Source organism: Rhodoluna miladensis (SeqCode) (genome assembly GCF_965234705.1).
GTDB lineage: Bacteria > Actinomycetota > Actinomycetes > Actinomycetales > Microbacteriaceae > Rhodoluna > Rhodoluna miladensis.
Genome location: NZ_OZ248465.1, coordinates 249,602 through 272,886 on the forward strand (window position 1 = coordinate 249,602; position 23,285 = coordinate 272,886).

At 50.3% G+C, this 23,285-nt stretch carries 23 protein-coding genes and 2 riboswitches; of the genes, 7 read left to right on the forward strand and 16 right to left on the reverse strand.

Translation table 11 applies throughout. The annotated features are described in order from the left end of the window. Positions 1-4 precede the first annotated feature (4 nt). A riboswitch (ZMP/ZTP riboswitch) is annotated at positions 5-86 on the forward strand. Between the two features lie 27 nt (positions 87-113). After that, positions 114-1,400, forward strand: a complete 1,287-nt coding sequence (gene glyA, locus AC8GDC_RS01250; RefSeq protein WP_506558075.1) for a serine hydroxymethyltransferase — start codon at positions 114-116, stop codon at positions 1,398-1,400. A gap of 3 nt (positions 1,401-1,403) precedes the next feature. Beyond that, positions 1,404-2,276, forward strand: a complete 873-nt coding sequence (locus AC8GDC_RS01255; RefSeq protein WP_506558076.1) for a bifunctional methylenetetrahydrofolate dehydrogenase/methenyltetrahydrofolate cyclohydrolase — start codon at positions 1,404-1,406, stop codon at positions 2,274-2,276. Here AC8GDC_RS01255 and AC8GDC_RS01260 read toward each other — a convergent pair. The 16 genes from AC8GDC_RS01260 to sdhC form a co-directional block, all read right to left on the reverse strand. After that, positions 2,266-3,099, reverse strand: a complete 834-nt coding sequence (locus AC8GDC_RS01260; RefSeq protein ID WP_506558077.1) for a tryptophan 2,3-dioxygenase — start codon at positions 3,097-3,099, stop codon at positions 2,266-2,268. The genes AC8GDC_RS01255 and AC8GDC_RS01260 overlap by 11 nt on opposite strands. After that, on the reverse strand, positions 3,100-4,422 hold the full coding sequence (locus AC8GDC_RS01265) for a kynureninase (protein WP_506558078.1): 1,323 nt from the start codon (positions 4,420-4,422) through the stop codon (positions 3,100-3,102). 34 nt (positions 4,423-4,456) lie between these two features. After that, positions 4,457-6,244 (reverse strand): ABC transporter ATP-binding protein, encoded by a 1,788-nt coding sequence (locus tag AC8GDC_RS01270; protein WP_506558079.1) that lies wholly within the window; start codon positions 6,242-6,244, stop codon positions 4,457-4,459. Beyond that, positions 6,241-7,089 carry a hypothetical protein gene (locus tag AC8GDC_RS01275; protein WP_506558080.1) on the reverse strand — a complete coding sequence of 283 codons (849 nt, stop codon included), beginning with the start codon at positions 7,087-7,089 and terminating at the stop codon, positions 6,241-6,243. The genes AC8GDC_RS01270 and AC8GDC_RS01275 overlap by 4 nt, the downstream gene beginning before the upstream one ends. 10 nt (positions 7,090-7,099) lie before the next feature. Beyond that, a complete protein-coding gene (locus AC8GDC_RS01280; protein ID WP_506558081.1) occupies positions 7,100-7,477 on the reverse strand; it encodes a hypothetical protein in 378 nt (125 codons plus the stop codon). 19 nt (positions 7,478-7,496) lie between these two features. After that, positions 7,497-7,958 carry a 6,7-dimethyl-8-ribityllumazine synthase gene (ribH, locus tag AC8GDC_RS01285; protein ID WP_506558082.1) on the reverse strand — a complete coding sequence of 154 codons (462 nt, stop codon included), beginning with the start codon at positions 7,956-7,958 and terminating at the stop codon, positions 7,497-7,499. Next, entirely contained in the window at positions 7,948-9,192 is a 1,245-nt protein-coding gene (ribA, locus tag AC8GDC_RS01290; protein WP_506558083.1) for a GTP cyclohydrolase II, read from the reverse strand. Before ribA ends, ribH begins: the two co-directional genes overlap by 11 nt. Then, positions 9,192-9,788, reverse strand: coding sequence for a riboflavin synthase (locus tag AC8GDC_RS01295; protein WP_506558084.1), 597 nt, complete (start codon positions 9,786-9,788; stop codon positions 9,192-9,194). Before AC8GDC_RS01295 ends, ribA begins: the two co-directional genes overlap by 1 nt. After that, positions 9,789-10,793 (reverse strand): bifunctional diaminohydroxyphosphoribosylaminopyrimidine deaminase/5-amino-6-(5-phosphoribosylamino)uracil reductase RibD, encoded by a 1,005-nt coding sequence (gene ribD, locus AC8GDC_RS01300; RefSeq protein ID WP_506558448.1) that lies wholly within the window; start codon positions 10,791-10,793, stop codon positions 9,789-9,791. It lies immediately after the preceding gene. A gap of 126 nt (positions 10,794-10,919) precedes the next feature. Then, positions 10,920-11,056: riboswitch (FMN riboswitch) on the reverse strand. 61 nt (positions 11,057-11,117) lie between these two features. After that, the gene (gene trpS, locus AC8GDC_RS01305; protein WP_506558449.1) at positions 11,118-12,092 is read right to left on the reverse strand and encodes a tryptophan--tRNA ligase; all 975 of its coding nucleotides are present in this window, start codon (positions 12,090-12,092) and stop codon (positions 11,118-11,120) included. A gap of 34 nt (positions 12,093-12,126) precedes the next feature. After that, complete coding sequence (locus tag AC8GDC_RS01310) at positions 12,127-12,960, reverse strand: exodeoxyribonuclease III (RefSeq protein WP_506558085.1); 834 nt, start codon at positions 12,958-12,960, stop codon at positions 12,127-12,129. Beyond that, positions 12,960-13,385 carry a Rieske (2Fe-2S) protein gene (locus AC8GDC_RS01315; protein ID WP_506558086.1) on the reverse strand — a complete coding sequence of 142 codons (426 nt, stop codon included), beginning with the start codon at positions 13,383-13,385 and terminating at the stop codon, positions 12,960-12,962. The genes AC8GDC_RS01310 and AC8GDC_RS01315 overlap by 1 nt, the downstream gene beginning before the upstream one ends. After that, on the reverse strand, positions 13,385-14,125 hold the full coding sequence (locus AC8GDC_RS01320) for a succinate dehydrogenase iron-sulfur subunit (protein ID WP_506558087.1): 741 nt from the start codon (positions 14,123-14,125) through the stop codon (positions 13,385-13,387). Before AC8GDC_RS01320 ends, AC8GDC_RS01315 begins: the two co-directional genes overlap by 1 nt. Continuing rightward, a complete protein-coding gene (gene sdhA / locus AC8GDC_RS01325; protein WP_506558088.1) occupies positions 14,125-15,912 on the reverse strand; it encodes a succinate dehydrogenase flavoprotein subunit in 1,788 nt (595 codons plus the stop codon). Before sdhA ends, AC8GDC_RS01320 begins: the two co-directional genes overlap by 1 nt. A gap of 11 nt (positions 15,913-15,923) precedes the next feature. Next, positions 15,924-16,373, reverse strand: coding sequence for a succinate dehydrogenase hydrophobic membrane anchor subunit (locus AC8GDC_RS01330; protein WP_506558089.1), 450 nt, complete (start codon positions 16,371-16,373; stop codon positions 15,924-15,926). Between the two features lie 12 nt (positions 16,374-16,385). After that, entirely contained in the window at positions 16,386-16,760 is a 375-nt protein-coding gene (gene sdhC, locus AC8GDC_RS01335) for a succinate dehydrogenase, cytochrome b556 subunit (protein ID WP_506558090.1), read from the reverse strand. Positions 16,761-16,860: 100 nt separating this feature from the next. Here sdhC and AC8GDC_RS01340 point away from each other — a divergent pair, with 100 nt between their 5' ends. The 5 genes from AC8GDC_RS01340 to AC8GDC_RS01360 all read left to right on the forward strand — a co-directional run bounded on the left by AC8GDC_RS01340 (position 16,861) and on the right by AC8GDC_RS01360 (position 23,284). Beyond that, entirely contained in the window at positions 16,861-17,979 is a 1,119-nt protein-coding gene (locus AC8GDC_RS01340) for a mannose-1-phosphate guanylyltransferase (protein WP_506558091.1), read from the forward strand. A gap of 144 nt (positions 17,980-18,123) precedes the next feature. Next, on the forward strand, positions 18,124-19,188 hold the full coding sequence (locus AC8GDC_RS01345) for a BMP family lipoprotein (protein ID WP_506558092.1): 1,065 nt from the start codon (positions 18,124-18,126) through the stop codon (positions 19,186-19,188). A gap of 108 nt (positions 19,189-19,296) precedes the next feature. Beyond that, entirely contained in the window at positions 19,297-20,802 is a 1,506-nt protein-coding gene (locus tag AC8GDC_RS01350) for an ABC transporter ATP-binding protein (RefSeq protein ID WP_506558093.1), read from the forward strand. Next, positions 20,799-22,034: an ABC transporter permease gene (locus tag AC8GDC_RS01355; RefSeq protein WP_506558094.1), complete on the forward strand. Its 1,236-nt coding sequence runs from the start codon at positions 20,799-20,801 to the stop codon at positions 22,032-22,034. The genes AC8GDC_RS01350 and AC8GDC_RS01355 overlap by 4 nt, the downstream gene beginning before the upstream one ends. Beyond that, positions 22,031-23,284, forward strand: coding sequence for an ABC transporter permease (locus AC8GDC_RS01360; protein WP_506558095.1), 1,254 nt, complete (start codon positions 22,031-22,033; stop codon positions 23,282-23,284). The genes AC8GDC_RS01355 and AC8GDC_RS01360 overlap by 4 nt, the downstream gene beginning before the upstream one ends. The last annotated feature ends 1 nt before the right edge of the window (position 23,285 follow it).

Consider the following 23,285-nt stretch of genomic DNA (forward strand, 5'->3'; position numbering starts at 1 on the left):
AAGCTCTCAATATCGCAACTGGCGCTAAAAGATGGGTTTCCATCGGGGAGCGAAGAGTCAATTGGTCGAGCGCCTGGGCCAATCTCAGCTATCTAGACCTATAGGAGCCCCGAATGACCCAAAGCAAGCTACCTTCCAGCTTTAGCAAGCCACTTAGCGAAACTGACCCAGAAATTGCCGCTGTTCTTGCCCAAGAACTAGACCGTCAGCGCCACACCCTCGAGATGATCGCTAGCGAGAACTTTGTTTCACGCGGAGTACTAGAAGCTCAGGGTTCGGTTCTAACCAATAAGTATGCAGAAGGATATCCTGGCAAGCGCTACTACGGCGGTTGTGAAGCGGTAGACATTGCAGAGAACTTAGCGCGCGATCGCGCCAAAGAATTATTCGGTGCTGAGCACGCAAACGTTCAGCCACACTCTGGTGCAACTGCAAACGCTGCACTGATGATGGCTCTTGCAAAACCAGGAGATCGAATTCTTGGTCTTGAACTTGCCCACGGTGGACACCTAACTCACGGCATGCGATTGAACTTCTCAGGTCAGATGTATGACGCGCACTCGTACGAGCTAAACCCAGACACAAACTTGGTTGACATGGACATCGTTCGCGCCAGAGCAATTGAAACCAAGCCGGCTGTTTTGATTGCCGGTTGGTCTGCTTACTCACGTCACCTAGATTTTGCAGCCTTTAGATCAATTGCCGATGAGGTTGGTGCAAAGCTCTGGGTAGACATGGCTCACTTTGCAGGATTGGTTGCAGCCGGTGTTCATCCTTCACCTGTTCCATACGCTGACGTTGTTTCAACAACCGTTCACAAAACTCTCGCTGGTCCAAGATCAGGTCTAATTCTTTGCAAAGCTGAAATTGCCAAAAAGATTGACATGGGTGTTTTCCCAGGTCAGCAGGGTGGACCGCTTATGCACGTCATCGCTGCCAAAGCCGTTGCCTTCAAAGCTGCCATGGGCGACGAATTCAAAGAGCGCCAAGCGCGCACCATCGAAGGCGCAAGAATTATTGCCGATCGCCTAGTGGCAGCAGACCTAAAGGCCAACGGGGTTTCGATTCTGACCGGTGGAACTGATGTTCACCTAGTTCTGGTGGATCTTCGAAACGCTCCGATTGATGGAATTACCACCGAGAATCTGCTCCACGATGTTGGAATTACCGTCAACCGCAACTCGGTGCCAAATGACCCTCGCCCGCCAATGGTCACCTCCGGGGTCCGCATTGGCACGCCAGCACTGGCAACCAGAGGCTTTGGGGCTACCGAATTCACTGAGGTTGCTGAGATCATTGCTCAAACATTGCTACCTAACCCAGACGTTACAGCGTTGCAGGCTCGAGTTCGTAAGCTAACCGATCAGTTCCCGCTCTATTCGGGTCTTGAGAACTGGTAACACTTGAGCGCGATAATTCTTGATGGTCGGGCAACTGCCAAAACCATCAAGTTAGAACTTACTGATGCAGTTGTAAAGCTCAAGCAGGCAGGATCTCACCCAGGGCTTGGAACGTTGCTGGTTGGCGATGACGCCGGATCGCACTCTTATGTTGCAGGCAAGCATCGCGACTGCGCTGAAGTCGGAGTTCAATCAATTCGAATTGATTTGCCCGCTAGTGCATCAAAGGCCGATATCTTCAAAGCCGTATCTGAACTAAACAATGCACCGGAAGTCACAGGATACATTGTTCAACTTCCCCTTCCGGTGGGAATCAATACCAACGAGCTACTGGAAGCCATCGATCCAGCCAAAGACGCCGATGGACTACATCCAATCAACCTTGGAAAACTAGTTTTGAATGTTTCGGGTGAGATTACATCCCCACTTCCGTGCACCCCGATGGGAATCTTGGAACTACTTCGTCGCTACGGCTACGATTTTGCAGGAAAAGAAGTTGCAGTTATTGGTCGAGGTGTGACGGTTGGAAGACCCTTAGGGCTATTGCTTTCTCGAAAGAGTATCGATGCAACTGTGACGCTACTTCATTCGGGAAGCAAAAACATTCCTGAAGCAGTTAAGCGAGCAGACGTGGTCGTAGCAGCTGTTGGAGTAAAGCACTTTGTCAAAGCTGAATGGATCAAATCACAGGCCGTAGTTTTGGACGTTGGTATTACAAGAACTGAAGCAAACGGAATTGTCTCGCTTGTCGGAGATGTTGATCCAGCGGTTGTGGAGGTAGCGGGCTGGCTATCGCCTAATCCTGGCGGGGTTGGTCCGATGACTCGGGCCATGTTGGTTAAAAACGTGGTTGATCGCGCCGCTTCTAGAATCTAGAACGAATAGCCCAAAGGTCAGCAAACACGGGGCGAAATAGGGTGCTGGATAAGTAGCCAGCTCCAGAGGACCCACCAGATCCCATCTTGGCTCCAATGGTTCGCTCCACCATTTTCACGTGACGGTAGCGCCATTCCTGCAATCCCTCATCTAGATCCACGAGTGCTTCGCCAACCATATTGGATTCTGGGTCGTTTCGATGGGCATCCAGCAGTGCGTCCTGCACTTTTTCATTTGCTTCGTAGCCGATGGTGACGTCGCGGTTCAAGACATCGGCAGGAATTTTATGTCCGCGCGATGAAAAGTATTTCAGTGCAGAGTCGTACAAGCTCGGCCTTGTCATGGCGGCCTCAACCCTAAGTCTTGGAGTAGAACCAGGAACCAAGTGAGCTGCCATTGCCATTCCGGTTCCAGGGGTTGCATCGGCACCGGCTTGATCGCGTCTTCCAAGTACTGCTTCCAGTTCGCGGAACTGAGCTGATTGAAATCCAGAAGCGGAACTAAGTCGCCCGCGGAAAGAGTTGAACTGAAGTGGGGTCATTGTTTCTAAGATGTCGAGCTGCGCCACACAAGTTTTCATAATGGTTCTTACTCGACCAAGTAATGCAAGTGAGCGATGGGTGTTGCCTGATTCTAGTGTTGCCTGAAGAGCGGAGCATTCGTGAAGTACTTGCTTGAACCAAAGCTCGTAAACCTGGTGAATGGTGATGAACAATAGCTCGTCGTGTTCTGGGCCATCAGAAAGTGGTTGCTGAAGTCCAAGTAGCTCATCAACTTTTAGGTAGCTGGTGTAGGTGACTGCCTTGTCGTGTTCTTGACTCATTTATGTGACCCTGTTTCCGCTGTCTTGGATTTTCTCATAGTCTTTTCGCATTACTGATTCTCTGATTCTTTCGAAACCGTCGTAGACCTCAATAAAACTAGTTGGTAGTGGAGAAATAGCTAACCGAATCGAGTTAGGCATTCGGTAATCAGGAACTACTTGAGCGAACTGTCTCAAGCCAGCCGCTATGCGCTTGGCCTCGGGGTGTCCAATGGTGATGTGCCCACCACGCGACTTGGCATCTCTAGGAGTCAACAGAGTAAAGCCCAGCGGGGCTAGCCAGGCGTCAAATAGAGCAATCATCAGCTCGGTTCCAAGGGAAGCTTTCTTGGCTATCTTGGCAATTCCGGCCCGTTCAATCATTTCGTAGCTCACTTGAACGCCGCGGATACCAATAATTGAAGGGCTTGCAATTTGGAATCCGCGGATAGCGGTGTTTTTGTCAAACACCGGCCCCATCGCAAACTGGTCATCCTGAGCAAACCAGCCCTGGATCGGAACCTGAAGTTCTGACTGCAGTTCCTTCTTTACATAGAGCCAAGCGGGGGACCCCGGGCCAGCATTTCCGTATTTATAGGTACAGCCAACAGCCAAGTCAACACCGTTGGCATCAAAATCAAGCTCGACTGATCCGCCGGCGTGGGAGGCATCCCAAACCACCAACCCACCAAAAGAGCGAACCAGATCGGTGATGGCTTTGATGTTCGGTCTTGCACCAGAGCGGTAGTTCACCGCTTGCAGTGTCACAAGAGAAACATCGTCGCTTAGCAGTGGTGCTAGAAGTTCGGCGGTGATCAGTTCATTTTCTGAAGCAATCTTGATTGCGCCAGGGCCACCCGAGCCATCGTTATCTATGGTGATTAGCTTGAGGCCAAACTGCTCGGCGATTCCCTGAACTACATATCGATCGGTTGGGAAATTTGCGGAGTCAACAATTATTGTCTTGCGATTTGGTCTTGCCTTGATGGCAGCTACACATAGCTGATACAAGTTCACACTTGTTGTATCGCAGACCAGGACCTGTCCAGCTTTTGCACCGAGGGTAGCGCGTCCCAGTAAATCACCGGCAGGTTGAGCTTCGTCAATCCAATGACTCCAGCCATCAACAAGTTCGGTTCCCCACTCATCGGTCAAGAAACTATTCACGCGCTCGATAGTTTTTAGCGGCAACCGGCCCAATGAGTTTCCATCGAGATAGCAAATGTTTTCATCTTTGATGAAGAACTCTTTGCGGAATGAGGCAAGCTCATCTGCCTTATCAAGTGCTAGGGCGGTGTCTCGACTCAGCGGATCGCCGAGTCCTTGAAGTAGTGGATAGTTCATAAAAATCAGCCTAGCTCTAAGCTTCGGCAGCAAATCAAACTAGTAGCTGCTGCTTAGCCAGTTGCTTGTATAGAGGAGTCGATTTGACCAGCTGGCTATGGGTTCCTATGCCGACTACCTTGCCTTGGTCAAGAACAATAATCTGATCACTATCAACGACTGTGGACAATCTGTGGGCGATGACAATCATGGTTCTTCCTTCAGCTACAGCGTCAATAGCCTCACGCATGCGCTGCTCGTTTAGTCCATCGAGGGCCGAAGTTGACTCATCTAGAAGCAAAATCGGGGGAGCCTCCAAAAGCGCACGGGCAATAGCTAACCTTTGGCGCTCTCCTCCGGAGAGCATAATTCCAGCTTCGCCCACCTCAGCGTCTAGTCCACGCTTGTCTCGCTTGAGAACTGAGGTCATGTTGACCTGACCTAACACCTTCTTGAGCTGCGCATCGGTTGCATCCGGTGAGCCAATCAGCAAGTTGTTTCGGATTGTTCCAGCCAGAACCGGCGCTTCCTGCTCAACGTAGCCAATCTGAGACCTCAGGGTATCCCGCGATAACTCGCGAACCGGAACCCCTTCGAGCAGAATCTCGCCGGAGTCCGGTTCGTAGAACCTTTCAATCAAGGACAAGATGGTTGACTTACCAGATCCGGAAGGTCCAACCAGTGCAACGCGGTCACCTGTTTTAATCTTGAAGCTAACGTTGTTAATAACGGGTTTACCATCTCGAAAATCTTCAGTGGATGGATAGCCGAAGTTGACATTTTTGAATTCGATGGCGTTTTGTGTCTTTCTAGGCTTACTAACCTGGGCCGACTCTTTTGCTGTTTCTTCCAACGGAAGCACAAGTATCTCTTCAATACGGGCCAGCGCACCCAAGGCGCTCATCACTGAGCTATATGCACCAAAAGCCTGTCCAAGCGGTCTAATCATCAAAAACATCAAAAGGATAAAAGTAACTAGATCTGCAACTTCCGTTTCTCCTGCAGCTACTCGGTATCCGCCCACACCAATAACAACAATGAAGGCAGCGTTTGATGCAACACCTGCAATCGGCGATATTAAGGCGTTGATTTTTGCAATCTTTACACCTTGAACATAAGCCTCGTTGGCGTCGTTGCTGATGCTTGCGGTTTCGCGTGATTCAGCACGTGCTGCGCGAATAGTTCTAACCGCAGATAACGCCCTCTCAACGGCAGCCGCCATTTCTCCAACTCGCTGCTGAGCCTTAGTAGTTGCCGAACGAATCTGACGTGCTGAGATCACAATTGCAACTACCGCTACCGAGATCATTGCGAGGGTAAGTAGCAATAGGAACGGGTCAATAAATGCCATGGCGATGATTGCGCCAACAAAGATCAGAACACCACCGGCTGCATCAATCAGGCCCTGGGTGAGGACTGCTCGAAGCAAGGTCGTATCTGATCCAACCCGGGACACCAGGTCACCGGTTCGTCTTAGGTCGTACTCCAAGATTGGAAGCTTTAGCAGTCGAACAGCAAGCTTGTTTCGGGCCGATAGAACCACGCCTTCGCCTGCTTTGGCAAGCACGTAGTACATAAATCCTGAAGTAATTCCAGCGCCGAAAATGATCACGACCAGAAATGCGGCTAGTTGACCTACGTCTTTTCCTTCTTGAACGGCAGTGATTACCTGCCCCACAACCAGTGGCTGAGCCAAGCTGACGACCGCTCCAATTAGCGAAAGAATCACTGCAACGATAAGCGCGGGCCTGTGCTCAAGTAGGTACGGAGTGAGTTGGCTGAACTTTGCTTTGGGTCCGGTGTCTTTGGGTCCTAGTTGTCTGCCGCGGCCTGCCATGCTCATTTGGAACTACCTTCAATCATTGGGTCGCCATAAATCTGTTCGTTCAGAAGGTAGTTAATCTCCTGAATAGACAAGGCTTCGGTATAAGCGGTGCTTTTGTAGAACCTAGAGAAATCAACACTCCGCAGAGCAGAAAGGGCCTGCGGGTGGTTTAGTTTCAAGAATAGCTGAGTTGTGTTCGGTACACGTTCAAAGTCCTCTTTTATGTTTCCGCAACCGTAACCGAAGATTGTCATGGAGACATCAGCAAGTTCAGGGGAGACTTTCTCGATTACTCCCATATCGGTTATCTTCACTGGAACTCGAGGAGTTGCAGTTTTCTTCCAGATCTGAAAACAGGTTGCCAGCCTGGATTTGTCGGAGATCAGTTCGCCACTTGAGTCCACGTAGTCAATGTCTATGTCCTGGTCGGAGATCAATTCGAAATTCAGATCCAGTCGATTAGTCACCGACCACTTTCGCCAAGACCTCGGGACGATAAAGCAAATGGCATCGCTCACGCGCGCTGCATGATTGAAAAATGGAATGCTGAGTGAATTGTTTCTTCCGAATGGGGGATTGGAAATAGTTATCAAGTTTCGTTGAGTAAGTTCTTGCTCCAGGAAACTTCCGAGAACTACCTTCTCGTGAAGCGGCTCAATATCAAAGCTGATTACTTCTTTGGCACCTTTGGCAAAAGCTGCCTCAACAAATGATCCGGTTCCGCCAGCTGGCTCGAGCACAATCTTTCCCTGTAGGGAACCTAGGACTGCTTCAACGTCTGTAATAAGGCTGTGCGCTAGTTCAAGGGGAGTGTAAAACTGCTCTTTGCCCGTGACCCTGGTGTTGCCGAGTTTTGCCGTCAACACACCAGAACTACCAGAAAACAGCGAGAACGACGTTCAGGAAGGTAAGGGCTCCAATACTTCCCAGCACGTTTCCTGAAACAGGTTTTTTCTTGCGGTGAATCATAGCTAGCGTGACAATGACTGCCACGACCACAGACTTAATTGCAATCTTGCTGTTGTCCAGTTCCTCAGTGCTTCCCAGGGTAAGTTCCCAATAGTGAACTGAAACTAGGAGTATTCCCGTGAGAAGTGAAGTCCATGCTCCGTGAACCATGGCTGGAAGAATCTCAGCGGTCTTTGCCCTTAGAGCCTTAATCTGAACAAGGAATCCACCCAGCAGAGCAGCCATTCCAACTAGGTGAAGCACAACAAGAAACATTTTTAGAATTCCGGCAAGTTCGAGCATGAGATTTCTCCTTCTTTATCTAAAAGGATAACCTCTTCATCATGATTGCGGCCTCAACCGCCTCGGCACCCTTGTCTTCCTTGGAACCGGCAAGGCCAGCTCGATCCAGAGCCTGTTGCTCATTGGAGACAGTAAGCAAACCAAAGCCAATAGGAACCGAGGTATCCAACTGAACACGAGTGAGCCCTGAAGTTGCGGCATCGCATACGTAATCAAAGTGAGGCGTTTCTCCCTGGATGACTACACCCAGGGCAATAACCACTTCAGCACCATTTTTAATAGCAAGTGATGCAGCTAGCGGAAGCTCAAAAGCTCCTGGTACCCGAACCACTTTGTAGTCGCTGTTCCCAGCTTCTTTCAATGCTTTCTCTGCGCCGGCCAAAAGACCATCGGTAATAACCGTGTGCCAACTGGTGGCGACGATTGTCACTTTCAGACCCGATGCGTCAATAACCATTTTCGGTGCTCCGCTACCGCTCACTTTTTTCACCTTCCGGAAGAATGTGGCCCATCTTTTCTCTTTTTGTTTCTAGGTAGCCGATGTTTTCGTTTTCTTGTCCGACGATGATTGGCACATACTCAGTTACTGAAATGCCTGCCATCTCCAGAGCATCGATCTTGGCTGGGTTATTACTCATTAGACGAACGCTCTTGATTCCAAGATCGCGCAGGATCGAAACGGCTGCACCGTACTCGCGCGCTTCGCTAGGAAGACCCAAGGCTAGGTTTGCTTCGACGGTGTCCATTCCTTCATCTTGTAAAGCGTAGGCCTTGAGCTTGTTTAGAAGCCCAATACCTCGGCCTTCTTGACCTCGAAGGTAAATCACAACTCCACCGGCTGGGTCGGTTGCAATGCGGTCGAGGGCGTAGTCCAACTGTGGTCCACACTCACACTTTTTCGAACCAAACGCCTCACCGGTAATGCACTCGCTGTGCATGCGCACCAGAACATTTTCACCAGTTGGATTGCCGGCAATAATGGCAACGTGATCAGCGGTGGTTCTGGTGTCGTAGTAGCCGCGAAGCTTGAAGCTTCCGTGGGTTGATGGCATCATCGCTTCTGCCTCAAAACGGATGCGCTCAACGGTGTCATCTCGGGGGATAACCTCCGCTAGCTCGCGGTAATCGAATATTTGCTCGATGCTGATAACCGGCAGCTTCTCTTTTTCACCAACGGTAAGAAGCTCAGGAAGGCGCATCATTTCGCCGTTTTCAGAGACCATTTCGGCGATAACTCCCACCGGAACTAGGCCGGCAAGCTTTAGTAGGTCAACGGTTGCTTCGGTGTGGCCGGGCCTTCCAAACACACCATCTGGATGCGCGCGAAGTGGAATTACGTGGCCAGGTCTAATCAAATGCTCTGGCTGAGAATCTGGCGAAGCCAGAATCCTTAGCGTTGTGGCTCGATCAGCTGCGCTGATTCCGGTTGTGACCCCAGCTGCTGCATCAACCGAGACGGTGTACTGGGTGCGGTAGCGATCCTGGTTGTTGTTGGTCATCAGTGGAAGCTCAAGACGGTTGGCTAAAGACTCAGCCATAGGAGCACAAATGAAACCGGAGGTGTGCTTAACCATCCAAGAAATCCATTCAGGCGAGGCAAACTGAGCGGCCATGATGGCATCGCCTTCGTTCTCACGGTTGCGGTGATCTACCACCAAAACCGGCTTGCCGGCTTTGAGTGTTTCGAGCGCTTGTTCTACGGTTGCCAGTTCCATTACTGACTCCTTGCCTCTATTAGTTTCTCGATGTGCTTGGCCAAGATGTCGGCCTCGACGTTTAGTTTGTCGCCGACTTGTTTTGTTCCCAAGGTTGTCAGCCTCAAAGTTTCCGGTATCAAACTCAGTGAGACAGTGTTATCGGAAATGTCATTGACGGTAAGTGAAACCCCGTCAAAAGTGATTGATCCCTTGTGAACTACATACTTTGACAACTCAGCTGGGATTTTGACCTTTACTACTTCCCAGTTCGCACTTGGTTCGCGAGAGATGATTTCAGCAACTCCGTCGACGTGGCCTTGAACCACGTGTCCACCAAATCTTCCAGCTCCCGACATCGCTCGCTCGAGGTTTACGCTCTCACCCTGGGTAATACCGCTCAAACTTGAACGATTAAGGGTTTCCAGCATCACGTCGGCGATAAAGCCATCGGAGGTGATTTCAGCAGCTGTTAGGCACACTCCGTTCACAGAGATCGACTCGCCTTGAGAAAGGTCTTGTCTTACAAGATCTCCCTTGATGGCTAAGCGGATACTGTCTGGAAGAACCTCAACTGATGCCACAGTGCCAAGTTCCTCAATGATTCCGGTAAACATTTAGTTCTCCCTTACTGGTCTTGCCACAATCAGCACATCTTCGCCGAGTTTGCGCACTTCTTGAAATGCAAGACCCTTGGCCTGATCTATTGATGGAACATCAATAGATCCGATTGCAAGCTTTTCGCCACCGAGTAGTTTTGGAGCCAGGTAAACCACAAATTCATCCACCAGATCCATTTGCACAAATCTGCTGGCAAGAGTCGGGCCGCCTTCGACAAGAACGTGCTTTACACCGCGCTGGTACAGCTCTCCAAGAGCGCCGTGAATTGATTGGGTCTTGATAGTAACTGTTTCAGCGTCGGAGTTGAATACCCGAAGATTCGAAGGCAAATCTCTTGTTCCAAGGACCACGCGAAGCGGCTGGCTTTCATGCAAGCTACCATCAGTTTTTCTAGCGGTGAGTTCTGGATCATCAATCAAGGCTGTTCCTGTGCCAACCACGATTGCATCAACTTCAGATCGGCGACGATGAGCATCCGCTCTGGATGCTTCTCCGCTGATCCACTTGCTTGTTCCATCTTCAGCAGCCGCTCGGCCATCTAAGCTACTGGCCCACTTGAGGGTAACAAAAGGTCTTTGGTTTTTTGAAGCGCTTAGCCACACTCGCGATTGCTGGTCGGCTTTTTCTTGCAGCACACCGCTGTGTACTTCGATGCCAGCTTCGCGAAGAGTGTTTGCTCCGCCACCTGAATTTTCACCTGGGTCAGTGGATGCGAACACAACTTTTGAAATCCCTGCTTCAATCAAAGCTTGGGCACACGGGCCAGTTTTGCCGGTGTGATTGCAAGGTTCGAGAGTGACTACCGCTACGCAGCCGGAGGATAGTTTTTGCGCACCGGACAAAGCTGCTTGAAGGGCGATTACCTCAGCGTGGGGAGTACCCGATCCATTGTGGAATCCTTCGCCGATTACTGCGCCAGTGGAATCCAAAATCACTGCCCCTACCTGCGGGTTTACTCCCTTGATCGGACCCTTTAGGGCAAGCTCGAGCGCGCGAATCATCGCGTCTTCAATACTTAGCTTGTTCAATGTGCCCTATCCAATAAAGTTCGTTCTACGAACTTGCGGGGCACAGCTAACGGGAGCTAGGGCTAACCCAGTTGGCAAAAAATGCCAAGGACTAGCCCTGTGGTTCTTCTCCCATCCGGACTTTAACCGTCGGCTCTGGAATTTCACCAAATCAACCGAAAAAAGTATCTAGGACACTTGATTCGGGTCGCGGGCTATACCGCCGGCTCAGATTTTCACTGACCCCGAAGAACGTTGTTGCTTTTCTATCCTTACAGAAAACCCAAAAGGGCGCCTTATTATTTCCCAGGCTCCCAGCTATTTCCTAGGAATAAAGCCGATTTTCTCGTAGACAGCAGCCAAAGTTTGCTCGGCTAGAGCGTTGGCGCGGTCTGCTCCAAGGCCTAGGAGTCGGTCAAGCTCATCGTGATTGGCTAACAACTCATTGGCGCGGTCGCGAATTGGTTCAATAACTGCTAGAACGGCGTCGGCAACTTCAGTTTTTAGATCTCCGTAGCCCTTGCCGGATAGTTCAGAAACTAGTTGATCAACCGACTTACCGGATACTGCCGAATAGATGCCAAGCAGGTTTGATACCCCAGGCTTGTTCTGAACATCAAAACGAATCTCATTATCCAAGTCTGTGACCGCACCCTTAATCTTTTTGAGAGTGACTGCCGAGTCATCCATGATGTTGATTGTGCCCTTGGGCTCATTGGATTTTGACATTTTTGATTCAGGGTTTTGTAGGTCATAAATCTTCGCAGTCTCTTTGAGGATGTGCGCCTCGGGAACAGTGAATGTCTTTCCAAAACGAGAGTTGAATCGCTCTGCCAAATCACGCGTTAGCTCGAGATGCTGTCTCTGGTCTTCGCCAACTGGAACTTTCTTTGGTTGGTACAGCAAGATATCGGCCGCTTGAAGAATTGGGTAAGTAAACAGTCCCACCGAAGCGGTGTCAGCACCGGCTTTTTGCGACTTGTCTTTGAACTGAGTCATGCGGGATGCTTCACCAAAACCCGCGATGCAGTTCAAAACCCAAGCAAGCTGTGCGTGAGCTGGAACTTGGGACTGCATAAACAATGCTGATTTTTCTGGATCGATGCCGGCAGCTAAATACTGGGCTGCTGTCCTTCGGGTGTTGTCACGAAGTTCCTTGGGATCCTGGGGGACTGTGATGGCGTGCAAATCCGCCAGCATGTAATAAGCGTTGAAATCATCTTGCATCTTGACCCAGTTGGTCAATGCTCCAAGGTAGTTACCCAGATGCAGCGAATCAGCCGAGGGCTGCATTCCGCTTAGAAGATTGGGCTTTTGTGTGCTCACCCTAGATAGCGTAAACCACAGTCACTGGAGAATGGTCGCTCCAACGCGAGTCATAGCTCTTGGCACGGTGGACTGTGTAGTTTTTTGCACCCGCTGCCAGTTTCGGACTGGCCAGGTGGTAATCGATTCGCCAACCGGTGTCGGTATCAAAGGCCTGACCTCTAAATGACCACCAGGTATAAGGGCCTGGCACATCAGGGTGAGCTGCTCTTCCAACATCCACCCAACCGTGCTTTTCCAAAAGAGTGTCGAAGTAAGCTCGCTCCTCAGGAAGAAAGCCAGCGTTTTTGAGATTGCCTTTCCAGTTTTTGATATCAAGCTCGGTATGACCAACGTTTAGATCGCCAACTACAACTGCGTAGTCTTCGGATTTTTGTAGCTTCGCCATTCGCGCTTGCATCGCATCTAGGAACTTGTACTTCTCGATTTGCTTAGGAGTGTCAGCTTCTCCTGCGTGAACATAGGTGCTCACCACCGTCAGCTTTTTACTGCCAACTTGATATGTTCCCTCGAGCCATCGTCCAGCCGAATCAAAATCAGTTGCGCCAAGCTTCACGCTCGATGAAACAAAAGGAATAGTGCTAACCAGCGCAACTCCTGCTCGGCCCTTGGCAGAAGCCTCATCGTGCAAGATGTGCCACTTACCTCCTGATTCTGCAAGACCACCGTTTGCTTCAAACTGCTCCGCTAAATCTTGGTAGCTGGCACGAACTTCTTGAAGGGCGAGGATATGTGAATTAGAAGTCTTTAGCCAATCTCCCATACCGTTTCGAAATGCGGCACGAACACCGTTTACGTTGATTGAAGCTATTTCAATTCCGGATTTAGCCGGCACTAAAAACTCACCAGGATGTCGTCACCTTCAACTGCGACGGTGACCTTACCCAAAGCTAGAGGTGCTGGACCCGAAAGAACCGACCCATCATCAGCGCTGTAAACAGCGCCGTGGTTATCGCACTTGATCTCGGAATTTGCCACATTGCTCATCACAAAACCTGCGTGTGTGCAAACAGCACTAAAGCCTCGGAATTCCCCTGCTTTTGGTTGAGTAATCAAAATCGGAACACTTTCAACGTCGAACTTCTTTCCAGAACCAATTGGGATGTCACTCGTCTTTGCAACGGCAACCGGCGTCGATGTTGCTGGGGCTTCCGGTTCAGGGGTGCTAGTCAGATCGGTAACTTCAGGGGAGCAAGCACTCAGTGCTGCAACGGCGGAAACGCCAACTGCCGAGGCGATTACTCCGCGGCGGCTGATCATCAGGCGCGACCTTTTAGGATGGCCTGCTTTACTTCCGCAATTGCCTTGGTTACCTGGATTCCACGAGGGCAAGCCTCGGTGCAGTTGAAGGTGGTGCGGCAGCGCCACACACCTTCTTTATCGTTCAGGATATCAAGTCTTACCTCAGCACCCTCATCGCGAGAGTCAAAGATAAAGCGGTGTGCGTTCACAATTGCTGCAGGACCGAAGTACTGTCCGTCAGTCCAGAACACTGGGCAGCTAGTGGTGCAAGCTGCACACAAGATGCACTTAGTGGTGTCATCAAAACGTGCGCGGTCTTCTGGTGACTGCAGTCTTTCTTTTTCTGGCTTGTCGCTTGCAACCAGGAAAGGATTGATGTCGCGATAGGCCTTGTAGAAAGGCTCCATGTTTACAACTAGGTCCTTCTCAACCGGAAGACCCTTGATTGGCTCAACGTAAATTGGCTGAGTGATATCTAGATCCTTGATAAGGGTTTTGCAGGCAAGACGGTTTCTACCGTTGATGCGCATTGCGTCAGAACCACAAACACCGTGAGCACAAGATCTGCGGAAGGTAAGCGATCCATCGATTTCCCACTTGATCTTGTGAAGCGCATCTAGAACGCGATCGGTACCGTAAACGGTGACGTCGTAGTCGACCCACTTCACTTCTTCGCTTACCTCTGGGTCGTAGCGGCGAACCATGAGAGTCACAGTGAAGCTAGGAACTTCAGCAATTACCTTGATGTCATCAGCCATTAGTACTTACGCTCCATCGCTGGGTAGTTGGTTACGGTCACTGGCTTCCAGTCCACGCGAATGTCTTCTCCAGGCTTTGCCGGGGTCTTATCAAGCTTGTAGGCCATGGAGTGAACCATGAACTTCTCGTCGTTTCTAGTCTCGTAATCCTCACGGAAGTGACCACCACGGGATTCTCTTCTCTCGCGAGCGGTCATTACCAAAACTTCAGAAAGATCGAACAAGAAACCAAGCTCGATTGCCTCCAGCAGGTCAGTGTTGAAGCGCTTTCCGCGGTCCTGAACCTGAATGTTCTGGTAGCGGGTGCGAAGCTCCGCGATCTTATCCAGCGCCTCATTTAGCGACTCTTCGGTTCGGTAAACCTGGGCGTTTTTGTCCATGGAGTCCTGTAGCTCCTTGCGAAGTACAGCTACCTTCTCGGTTCCGGTTGAGTTGCGGGCAATCGCCAGCAACTTCTCGACATCACTGATGGCGTTTTCTGGAACTGGAACAAAATCAGCCTCGCGTGCGTATTCAACCGCGTAAATTCCAGCGCGCTTACCGAAGACGTTAATGTCAAGCAGTGAGTTGGTTCCAAGACGGTTGGCACCGTGCACCGAAACACAGGCACACTCACCAGCAGCAAATAGTCCGCGAACTACGGTGTCGTTGTCGGATAGAACTTCAGTTTTGATGTTGGTAGGAATTCCACCCATAGCGTAGTGAGCGGTTGGGAAAACTGGAACTGGTTCGGTGTAAGGCTCAACACCAAGGTAGGTTCTTGCAAACTCAGTGATGTCTGGAAGCTTGGCGTCGATTACCTCTGGAGGTAAGTGAGTGAGGTCCAAAAGAACGTAGTCCTTGTTAGGTCCCGCTCCTCTTCCTTCGCGAACTTCGTTCGCCATCGCGCGAGCAACCATGTCTCTAGGAGCTAGGTCCTTAATGGTTGGCGCGTAGCGCTCCATGAATCTCTCACCCGATGCGTTGCGAAGGATTCCTCCCTCACCTCGAGCAGCTTCAGAAAGCAAGATGCCAAGGCCTGCAAGACCGGTTGGGTGGAACTGGTAGAACTCCATGTCCTCAAGTGGCAAGCCCTTGCGCCAAATGATTCCAACACCATCTCCAGTAAGAGTGTGTGCGTTAGAGGTGGTCTTGTAGATCTTTCCAAAACCACCGGTTGCAAACACAATTGACTTGCCCTGGAAAACGTGAATGTCTCCGGTAGCTAGTTCAAAAGCAACTACCGCGGATGGGCGCTGCTCACCGTTGTATTCGGTCATCACTAGATCTAGAACATAGAACTCGTTGAAAAACTCAATGCCGAGCTTTACACAGGTTTGGTAAAGAGTCTGCAAAATCATATGTCCGGTGCGGTCGGCTGCGTAGCAAGAACGTCGAACCGGAGCTTTTCCATGATCTCTGGTGTGACCACCGAAGCGGCGCTGATCGATCTTGCCATCTGGGGTTCTGTTAAAGGGAAGTCCCATGTTCTCAAGATCGATAACGGCCTGAACCGATTCTTTGGCAAGAATCTCGGCTGCGTCCTGGTCAACCAGGTAGTCGCCACCCTTGACGGTGTCGAAGGTGTGCCATTCCCAGTTATCTTCTTCAACGTTTGCAAGCGCTGCAGCCATTCCACCTTGAGCAGCTCCGGTATGAGAGCGAGTTGGGAACAGCTTCGAGATCACGGCAGTTTTTAGGTGAGGCCCTGCTTCAATTGCTGCACGCATGCCTGCGCCACCGGCCCCAACAATGACTATGTCGTGCTGGTGATAGTGCGTGTTAGTTCCGTGTTCGTTCTGAGGCAATTAGGAATCCCTTACTGAACTGCTGCTGGACAAAATGAAGGCAAGAGATCTACTGGAGATCCCACTGGGCATGGGTCAAAGGTGAAGATAACCAAAGTTCCGAGAAGAATCAGGGCTGAGCACACTCCCCACAGGGATACAACCAAAGTTTTCCTAACTCCTTCCCGTTCGGTGTAGTCATTTATAACTGTCCTCATGCCGTTGGTTCCGTGAAGCAGAGCCAGCCATAGCATCGCAAGATCCCACCACTGCCAGAACGGCGTGGCCCACTTGCCGGCAACGAAAGCAAAGTCGATTGCCTTGACGCCACCGTCTGGAACAACGAGGTTAGAGATCAAGTGAACAAAGATCAGAACAATAAGTAGCGGGCCGGAAACGCGCATGTAAATCCAGCCATACTTTTCCCAGTTGGCGGCCTTACGAGACCTAGGGGAGTTAGGAATCTCAATAGTCACTGACATTTTCTTCTCCTCCTAACCAAAAACGTTCATAAGGTGACGGGGGGCAAAAGCTACAAACAGCACGATGGTGATTGCCATGACGACCCAGAACATCTGGTTCTGGTACTTGGCACCCTTGCTCCAAAAATCAATCAAGGTAATGCGAATTCCGTTTAGGCCGTGGTACAAAATCGCCGCAACGAGTCCCAGCTCTGCCAACCCAATAAGAGGTGTCTTATAGGTGGCAATAACCACGTTGTAGGCCGCAGGGCTAACTCGAACCAAAGCGGTGTCGAGAACGTGAACTAGCAGGAAGAAAAAGATGGCAACACCGGTGATTCGGTGCAAAACCCAGGACCACATGCCGACTTTTCCGCGGTACAGAGTCCCTGCTGGAATTGTTGGCACTGAACCCTCCTCGGGAACGAATTCGCTTTGAAATAAAGTCTAACCCCCAAATATTGGGGGCTCGCTCAAGCATCGAGGGTGGGCTAGGGTTTTTACTGTCATGAATAATCCCAGAAAACCTATCGACCGCTTTCACGCAATTATCCCTGCCGGGGGCGTGGGAAGCAGGCTTTGGCCACTTTCTCGAGCCTCGGCTCCTAAGTTTTTGCATGACCTAACCGGCTCTGGCCAGACCTTATTGCAAGACACCTGGGATCGCGTGACACCTATTACTACCGTGGACCGAACCATGATTGTCACCGGATCAGCCCACGAGGAGGCCGTGAAGGCCCAGCTGCCTAAGCTTTCGAGTGCAAATCTAGTAATTGAGGACAGCCCGAAGGATTCGACTGCCGCCATTGCGCTCGCGGCAGCAATTTTGGCTAGGCGTGAGCCTGATGTAATCATTGGCTCATTTGCTGCCGACCACGTTATTCAAGATGGCCCAGCCTTTAGAGCAGCTGTTGCCGAGGGAATTGAGCTTGCAGCCACCGATCGAATCGTAGTAATAGGTATCCAACCAACCGAACCCTCGGTTGGCTTTGGATACATCAAAACCGGTGAAGCCATTTCCGTCCCAGGGGCACCGTCAGCTCTAACGGTGGACAAGTTTGTCGAAAAGCCAAAGCTTGATCGTGCCAAAAAGTATGTCGAGTCAGGCAAATACCTTTGGAACGCTGGAATGTTCATTGCACCGGCGTCGCTGCTGCTTCGCCAACTCTCAAAGTCAGAGCCGCAGCTTCACGCCGGCATCTTGGAGCTGGCCGCTGCCTGGGATACCGACCAAAAAGCTGCAGTTATAAAGAAGGTATGGCCGACCTTAAAGAAGGTAGCGATTGATTACTCAATCGCTGAGCCTGCAGCCGAGGCAGGATTGGTTGCGGTGATTCCTGGAACCTTCAGCTGGCACGATGTTGGGGACTTTGCAGCTATAGCCGAATTGCAGTCTCAGGGCCGAAAGAACAATTTGGCAGTTTTGGGTTCAGCCAGAGTGCTATCTGATTCCTCGAGCGGAATTTTGGTGAGCGATACCAAGCGAATGATCGCGGTTATTGGACTTGAGGACGTGATCATCGTGGACACCCCAGATGCCCTGCTGGTGACCAATAAGGAAAATGCCCAAAAGGTTAAAGCTTTGGTTGACTCTTTGAAGGCCACCGGGCACGACGAGATTTTGTAGCCCGAGGGGGCTTTGTATCGTTTTCATCTCGAAATGGCGAACGCTTGGGCGTTGCGTCGGATTTGCCTCAGCGTGTCGGATAACCTTTAGGGATACAAGCCAGCTGTGAAAGACATAACTGGCGTCTTAATAGGAGGAACCTAAGTGAAGCTAATTTCACGTTCAAGTGCTGCAAAGGCACTTTCACTAGCAGCTGTTTCAGCTCTAGTACTTTCTGGTTGTGCAGCTGCACCAGAAGAAACAACTGCAGAGCCAATTGATTTTCTAGCTTGCGCAGTTTCTGACGAAGGAAACTGGAACGACAAGTCCTTCAACGAGGCTGTTTACACCGGTCTACTACAGGCTGAAGCAGAGCTAGGCGTTCAGATTAACGCTCTAGAGTCCGCAACTCCTGAGGACTTCGAGCCAAACCTACAGGCAAGCGTTGACGCTGGCTGTGACATCATCATCGGTGTTGGATTCGCACTAGGCGATGCAATCACCAAGATCTCAGCAGAGAACCCAGAGCTTAACTTTGCTCTAGTTGACTCAACTTCTGAGAGCACCAACGTAAAGCCATTGCTATTCGAAACTGCTGAGGCAGGTTTCCTAGCAGGTTACGCTTCGGCTGACTTCTCAACCTCAAAGACACTCGGTACCTTCGGAGGACTTCCTTTCCCTTCAGTTACTGACTTCATGACCGGTTACTACTACGGTGCAATGCAGTGGGGTATGGACAACGATGCAGAAGTTACCGTTCTTGGCTGGGACCCAGCTAACCCAGACGGTGGAGACTTCATGGGTGGATTCGCTCCAAACAACCCAGAAGGTCTAGCTATTGCAAAGACTCAGATCCAGGCAGGTGCTGACGTTATCCTTCCTGTTGGAGGAAACCAGTTCACTTCTGTTCAGTCTGCAATCGACGAGCTAAACCCAGAAGCAGCAATGCTTGGTGTTGACGTTGACATCGCAGCACAGAACCCAGATCTAGCGAAGTACATTCTTACCTCAATCGAGAAGAGAATGACCATCGCTACATTCGATGTAATCAAGGGCCTAGTTGACGGAGCTGCATTCGATGCAACTCCTTACATTGGAACTCTTGCTAACAAGGGTGTTGGAATCTCTGCCTTCACTGACTTCTCCTCAAAGGTAAGCTCCGGTTTAGCTGACAAGCTAGTCGAGCTAGAGGCTGGAATCATTGACGGAACCTACAAGCCAAAGGGCTAGTAGCTAAATCACTCTTGAAGACCGGGTGTCCCTTTGGGGCATCCGGTCTTCAATTTTTCTGTGAGAGAATATCTCCAGACCAAAACAATTTGCACATAGGAGTGCGGCATGAGACTCGAGCTAAAGGGCATCACCAAGCGATTTGGGACCCTCGTAGCTAATGACGCAATTGATCTAGTTGTTGAATCTGGACAGATACACAGCTTGCTCGGCGAAAACGGAGCCGGAAAATCTACTTTGATGAACGTGCTCTACGGGCTTTATAAAGCAGATGCTGGTCAGATTCTCCTCAATGGCAAACCGGTGGAATTTGCAGGTCCCGGTGATGCAATGGCCGCCGGAATCGGAATGGTCCATCAGCACTTCATGCTTATTCCGGTCTTTACTGTCGCCGAGAATGTTGCCCTAGGCCACGAACCAACAAAACGCGGCGGTGTGCTGGATTTGGATGCCGCTAGAGCTTTGGTTCGCAAGATTTCCGATCGATTCGGATTTGATGTGGACCCCGATGCACTCGTTGAAGATCTTCCAGTTGGTGTTCAGCAGCGAGTCGAGATCATCAAATCACTTGCCCGGGACGCCAAGGTTTTAGTCCTTGATGAGCCAACCGCTGTTCTAACTCCTCAGGAAACTGACGAGCTGATGGAGATCATGCGTGGGCTGGCAAAGTCCGGAACCTCAATTGTTTTCATCACTCACAAACTTCGCGAAGTAAAGGCCGTTGCGGACAAGATCACCGTTATTCGCCAAGGCCGAGTAGTTGGCGAGGCTAAGCCGAGCACCGAAACTGCTGAGCTTGCGAGCATGATGGTTGGCCGTGATGTTGGCTTGACAGTTGACAAGAAAATTGCTGATCCGGGCAAAGTCGTGCTCAATGTTTCAGACCTTTCAGTACTTGATGATCGCGACCAGCGAGCGGTGGATCACGTAAGTTTTGAAGTAAGAGCCGGAGAAATTCTTGCAATCGCAGGCGTGCAAGGAAATGGCCAAACCGAACTTGCAGAAGCAATTCTGGGTCTTAGGTCTATTCACTCCAACGAGGGAGATATTTCAATTGCCGGCTCGAGTGTTCGGGGTAAGTCGGTTAGAAGCATTCTAGAAAAAGGTGTCGGATACGTTCCTGAAGACCGCCAGAAAAACGGTCTCATCTCTGAATTTTCTATCGCTGAGAATCTAATGCTGAACGGGTCTTTCACAAAGCCTTACGCCAATGGCTTTGGGATTGCATTTGCAACCAGAGCGCGTCTAGCTGAAGAAAGAGTCAAAGAGTTTGATGTTAGAACCACCTCTGCGCTGACTCCAGCTGGAAAACTTTCTGGAGGAAATCAACAAAAAGTTGTTTTGGCAAGAGAGTTATCAAGAGAAGTTGACTTGCTAATTGTTTCTCAACCAACTCGAGGTGTTGATGTTGGTTCAATCGAATTCATTCATGAGCGTCTGGTGGAAGAGAGAAACGCTGGCAAAGCTGTGCTTCTGATTTCTACCGAACTAGATGAAGTGTTGGCTTTGGCCGATCGGATAGCGGTTATGTACCGCGGTCGCATTGTCGGCATCGTTGATAACAAAACCGATCGTGCAAAACTCGGCCAGATGATGGCGGGAGTTTCAGCATGAGTAAGTCTGTAAACAAAGAGCCGATTGACTGGAATGCAGCATTCAAAGAGATTCTCTCCGGGGGAGTGACCAGGACCGTTGTTTCTGTAATTCTGGGTTTTGCTGTTGGCGCATTTTTCATGATCATTTCCAATAGGGAATTTCTCCAGAGCATGGGTTACTTTTTTGCCGACCCGCTTGCGAGCCTTAGAGCTGCAGTCGATGTAGTGGGCGCTGGCTACGGTGCTTTGATTCAGGGTTCGATTTACAACCCAAACGCTGCAACTTTTGAAGGGGCAATTAGACCCCTTACGGAAACACTTCGACTAGCGGGACCGCTGATTGCCGCTGGTCTTGGAATCGGGCTTGGTTTTCGAGTCGGGCTATTCAACATTGGTGGCACAGGCCAACTAGTTTCTGGACTGATCTGGGCAACTTTTGTGGCAACCCGCATGGAGCTTCCACCGGTTATTCACTTCGTGGTCGCAATAGTTGCGGCGATTATAGGAGCTGCCCTGGTCGGTGCCTTCGTTGGATTCCTAAAGGCAAGAACTGGAGCCAATGAAGTTATCACCACCATCATGCTCAACTACATCATCGTCTCCTTATTTAACTTCTTGTTGACTGATAACGCCTTGCTACAGGGTGAAACTGCAGGCGGCTATACAAAGTCCGACCCAGCCTTCGAGACCGCACGCCTTCCTTACCTACTTGGCGAGAGCTACGCATTGAACTTAGGGTTCGTTCTTTCGATCGCAGCTGTTGTTGTTTACTGGTGGCTCATGGAAAGATCAACAATTGGTTTCAGACTTAGAGCGGTTGGGTTTAATCCATCGGCTGCCAAAACTGCTGGAATCAATGTGGAAAGAACATTTGTTCTTGCTCTTGGTCTTTCTGCAGCCTTTGTTGGAATTGCTGCAGCGAATCAAGCTCTTTCTTCAACAGGTGGTGTTACTCCAACCAGCCACGCAGGTATTGGATTTGACGCAATCACCGTTGCACTTTTGGGCGGCTCGTCTGCATCTGGAGTGCTGCTAGCAGGCTTGCTCTTTGGTGCATTCAAGGCCGGGTCATCAGCAATTCAGATTGTGGGAATTTCACCTGATGTTCTAGGAATTGTTCAAGGAGCAATTGTTTTGTTCATCGCAGCTCCTCCTCTAATCAGGGCAATCTTTAGACTCCCGCCTCCGCAGACAACTAGTGTGCTTAGTGCTTTGAGATCCAAGCTATTTAGTCGAGGAGGTAAGAAATGAGCACTGAGACTAAAAAAGAGACCCGTGAATCGTGGAAAACCCCAACCGTTATGGGCTCACTTGCTGCCGTTGTCTTAGTCTTTTTTGGAATCCTCGGAAAACCAGAGTCAGTCGCTTTTGAATTGACCGGAGTTAGAGAAGCTGTTCAGCTACCTAACATCGATGTTCCCTCGAACGTGCTTGGAATCGCATCGGGTATCTTGTTGCTGGCGATAGCAGGTTTTGTGGCTTGGCAGGTAGCTAAGAACATCCGCTCTTCAATTTGGTTTTCTATAGTCTTTGGGGCTATTGCTCTGGTTGCTCTTCTTGGATGGCTTGCTGGCGGCCAAGTGGTGCCGGTGGCATTTATTCTGGGCTCTGCACTGGTCCTCGCGGTCCCAATCATGCTTGGCGCTATGGCTGGAGTTATGAGCGAGCGAGTCGGTGTTGTAAACATCGCAATTGAGGGACAGCTGCTTACCGGTGCATTTATGGCATCGGTTGTTAGCACTTTGACTGGAAATCAGATCATTGGAATCATCTCAGCGATGATCACAGCCGCACTTTTCTCGGCTGTGCTAGCGGTATTCGCAGTTCGCTTCTTGGCGCAGCAGATTATCGTCGGTGTTGTTTTGAACGTGCTGGCCATTGGAATTACAAACTTCCTTTACCAGCAGTGGGTAACCGAGGATGAGTCAGCAACCAACAGCCCTGGAACGCTACCGATTATTCACATTCCTTTCCTCGGAGATATCCCAGTTATTGGGCCAGTGCTATTCCAGAACCGAATTACGGTTTGGCTTGCAATCGCGATAGTTATCGTTTTGTGGTTTGTGTTATTCAAGACCAAGTTAGGTCTTCGAGCTCGAGCCGTTGGAGAAAATCCACTAGCTGCTGACACAGTTGGAATCAACGTTGGCCGCACTCGTTTTTGGTGGGTGACTCTTGGAGGGCTTCTTGCAGGTTTAGGTGGAGCAGCACTAACAATCGGTAGCTCTGGATCGTTCGGACGAGAGATGTCCGGTGGTCTTGGATTCATCGCTCTTGCTGTTGTTATCCTGGGACGCTGGCACCCTGGATATGCAACTGCAGCTGCATTGCTGTTTGGCTTCTCGATCATCTTGAGAGTTTGGGCAAACCAGGTAAGTCCTGGAATCCCTACAAATTTCATCACAATGGTTCCTTACATCGTGACAATCATTGCCGTGGTTGGTTTCGTTGGTCGTTCCAGACCACCGGCTGCCGACGGTATTCCATATGTGAAGGGCTAGA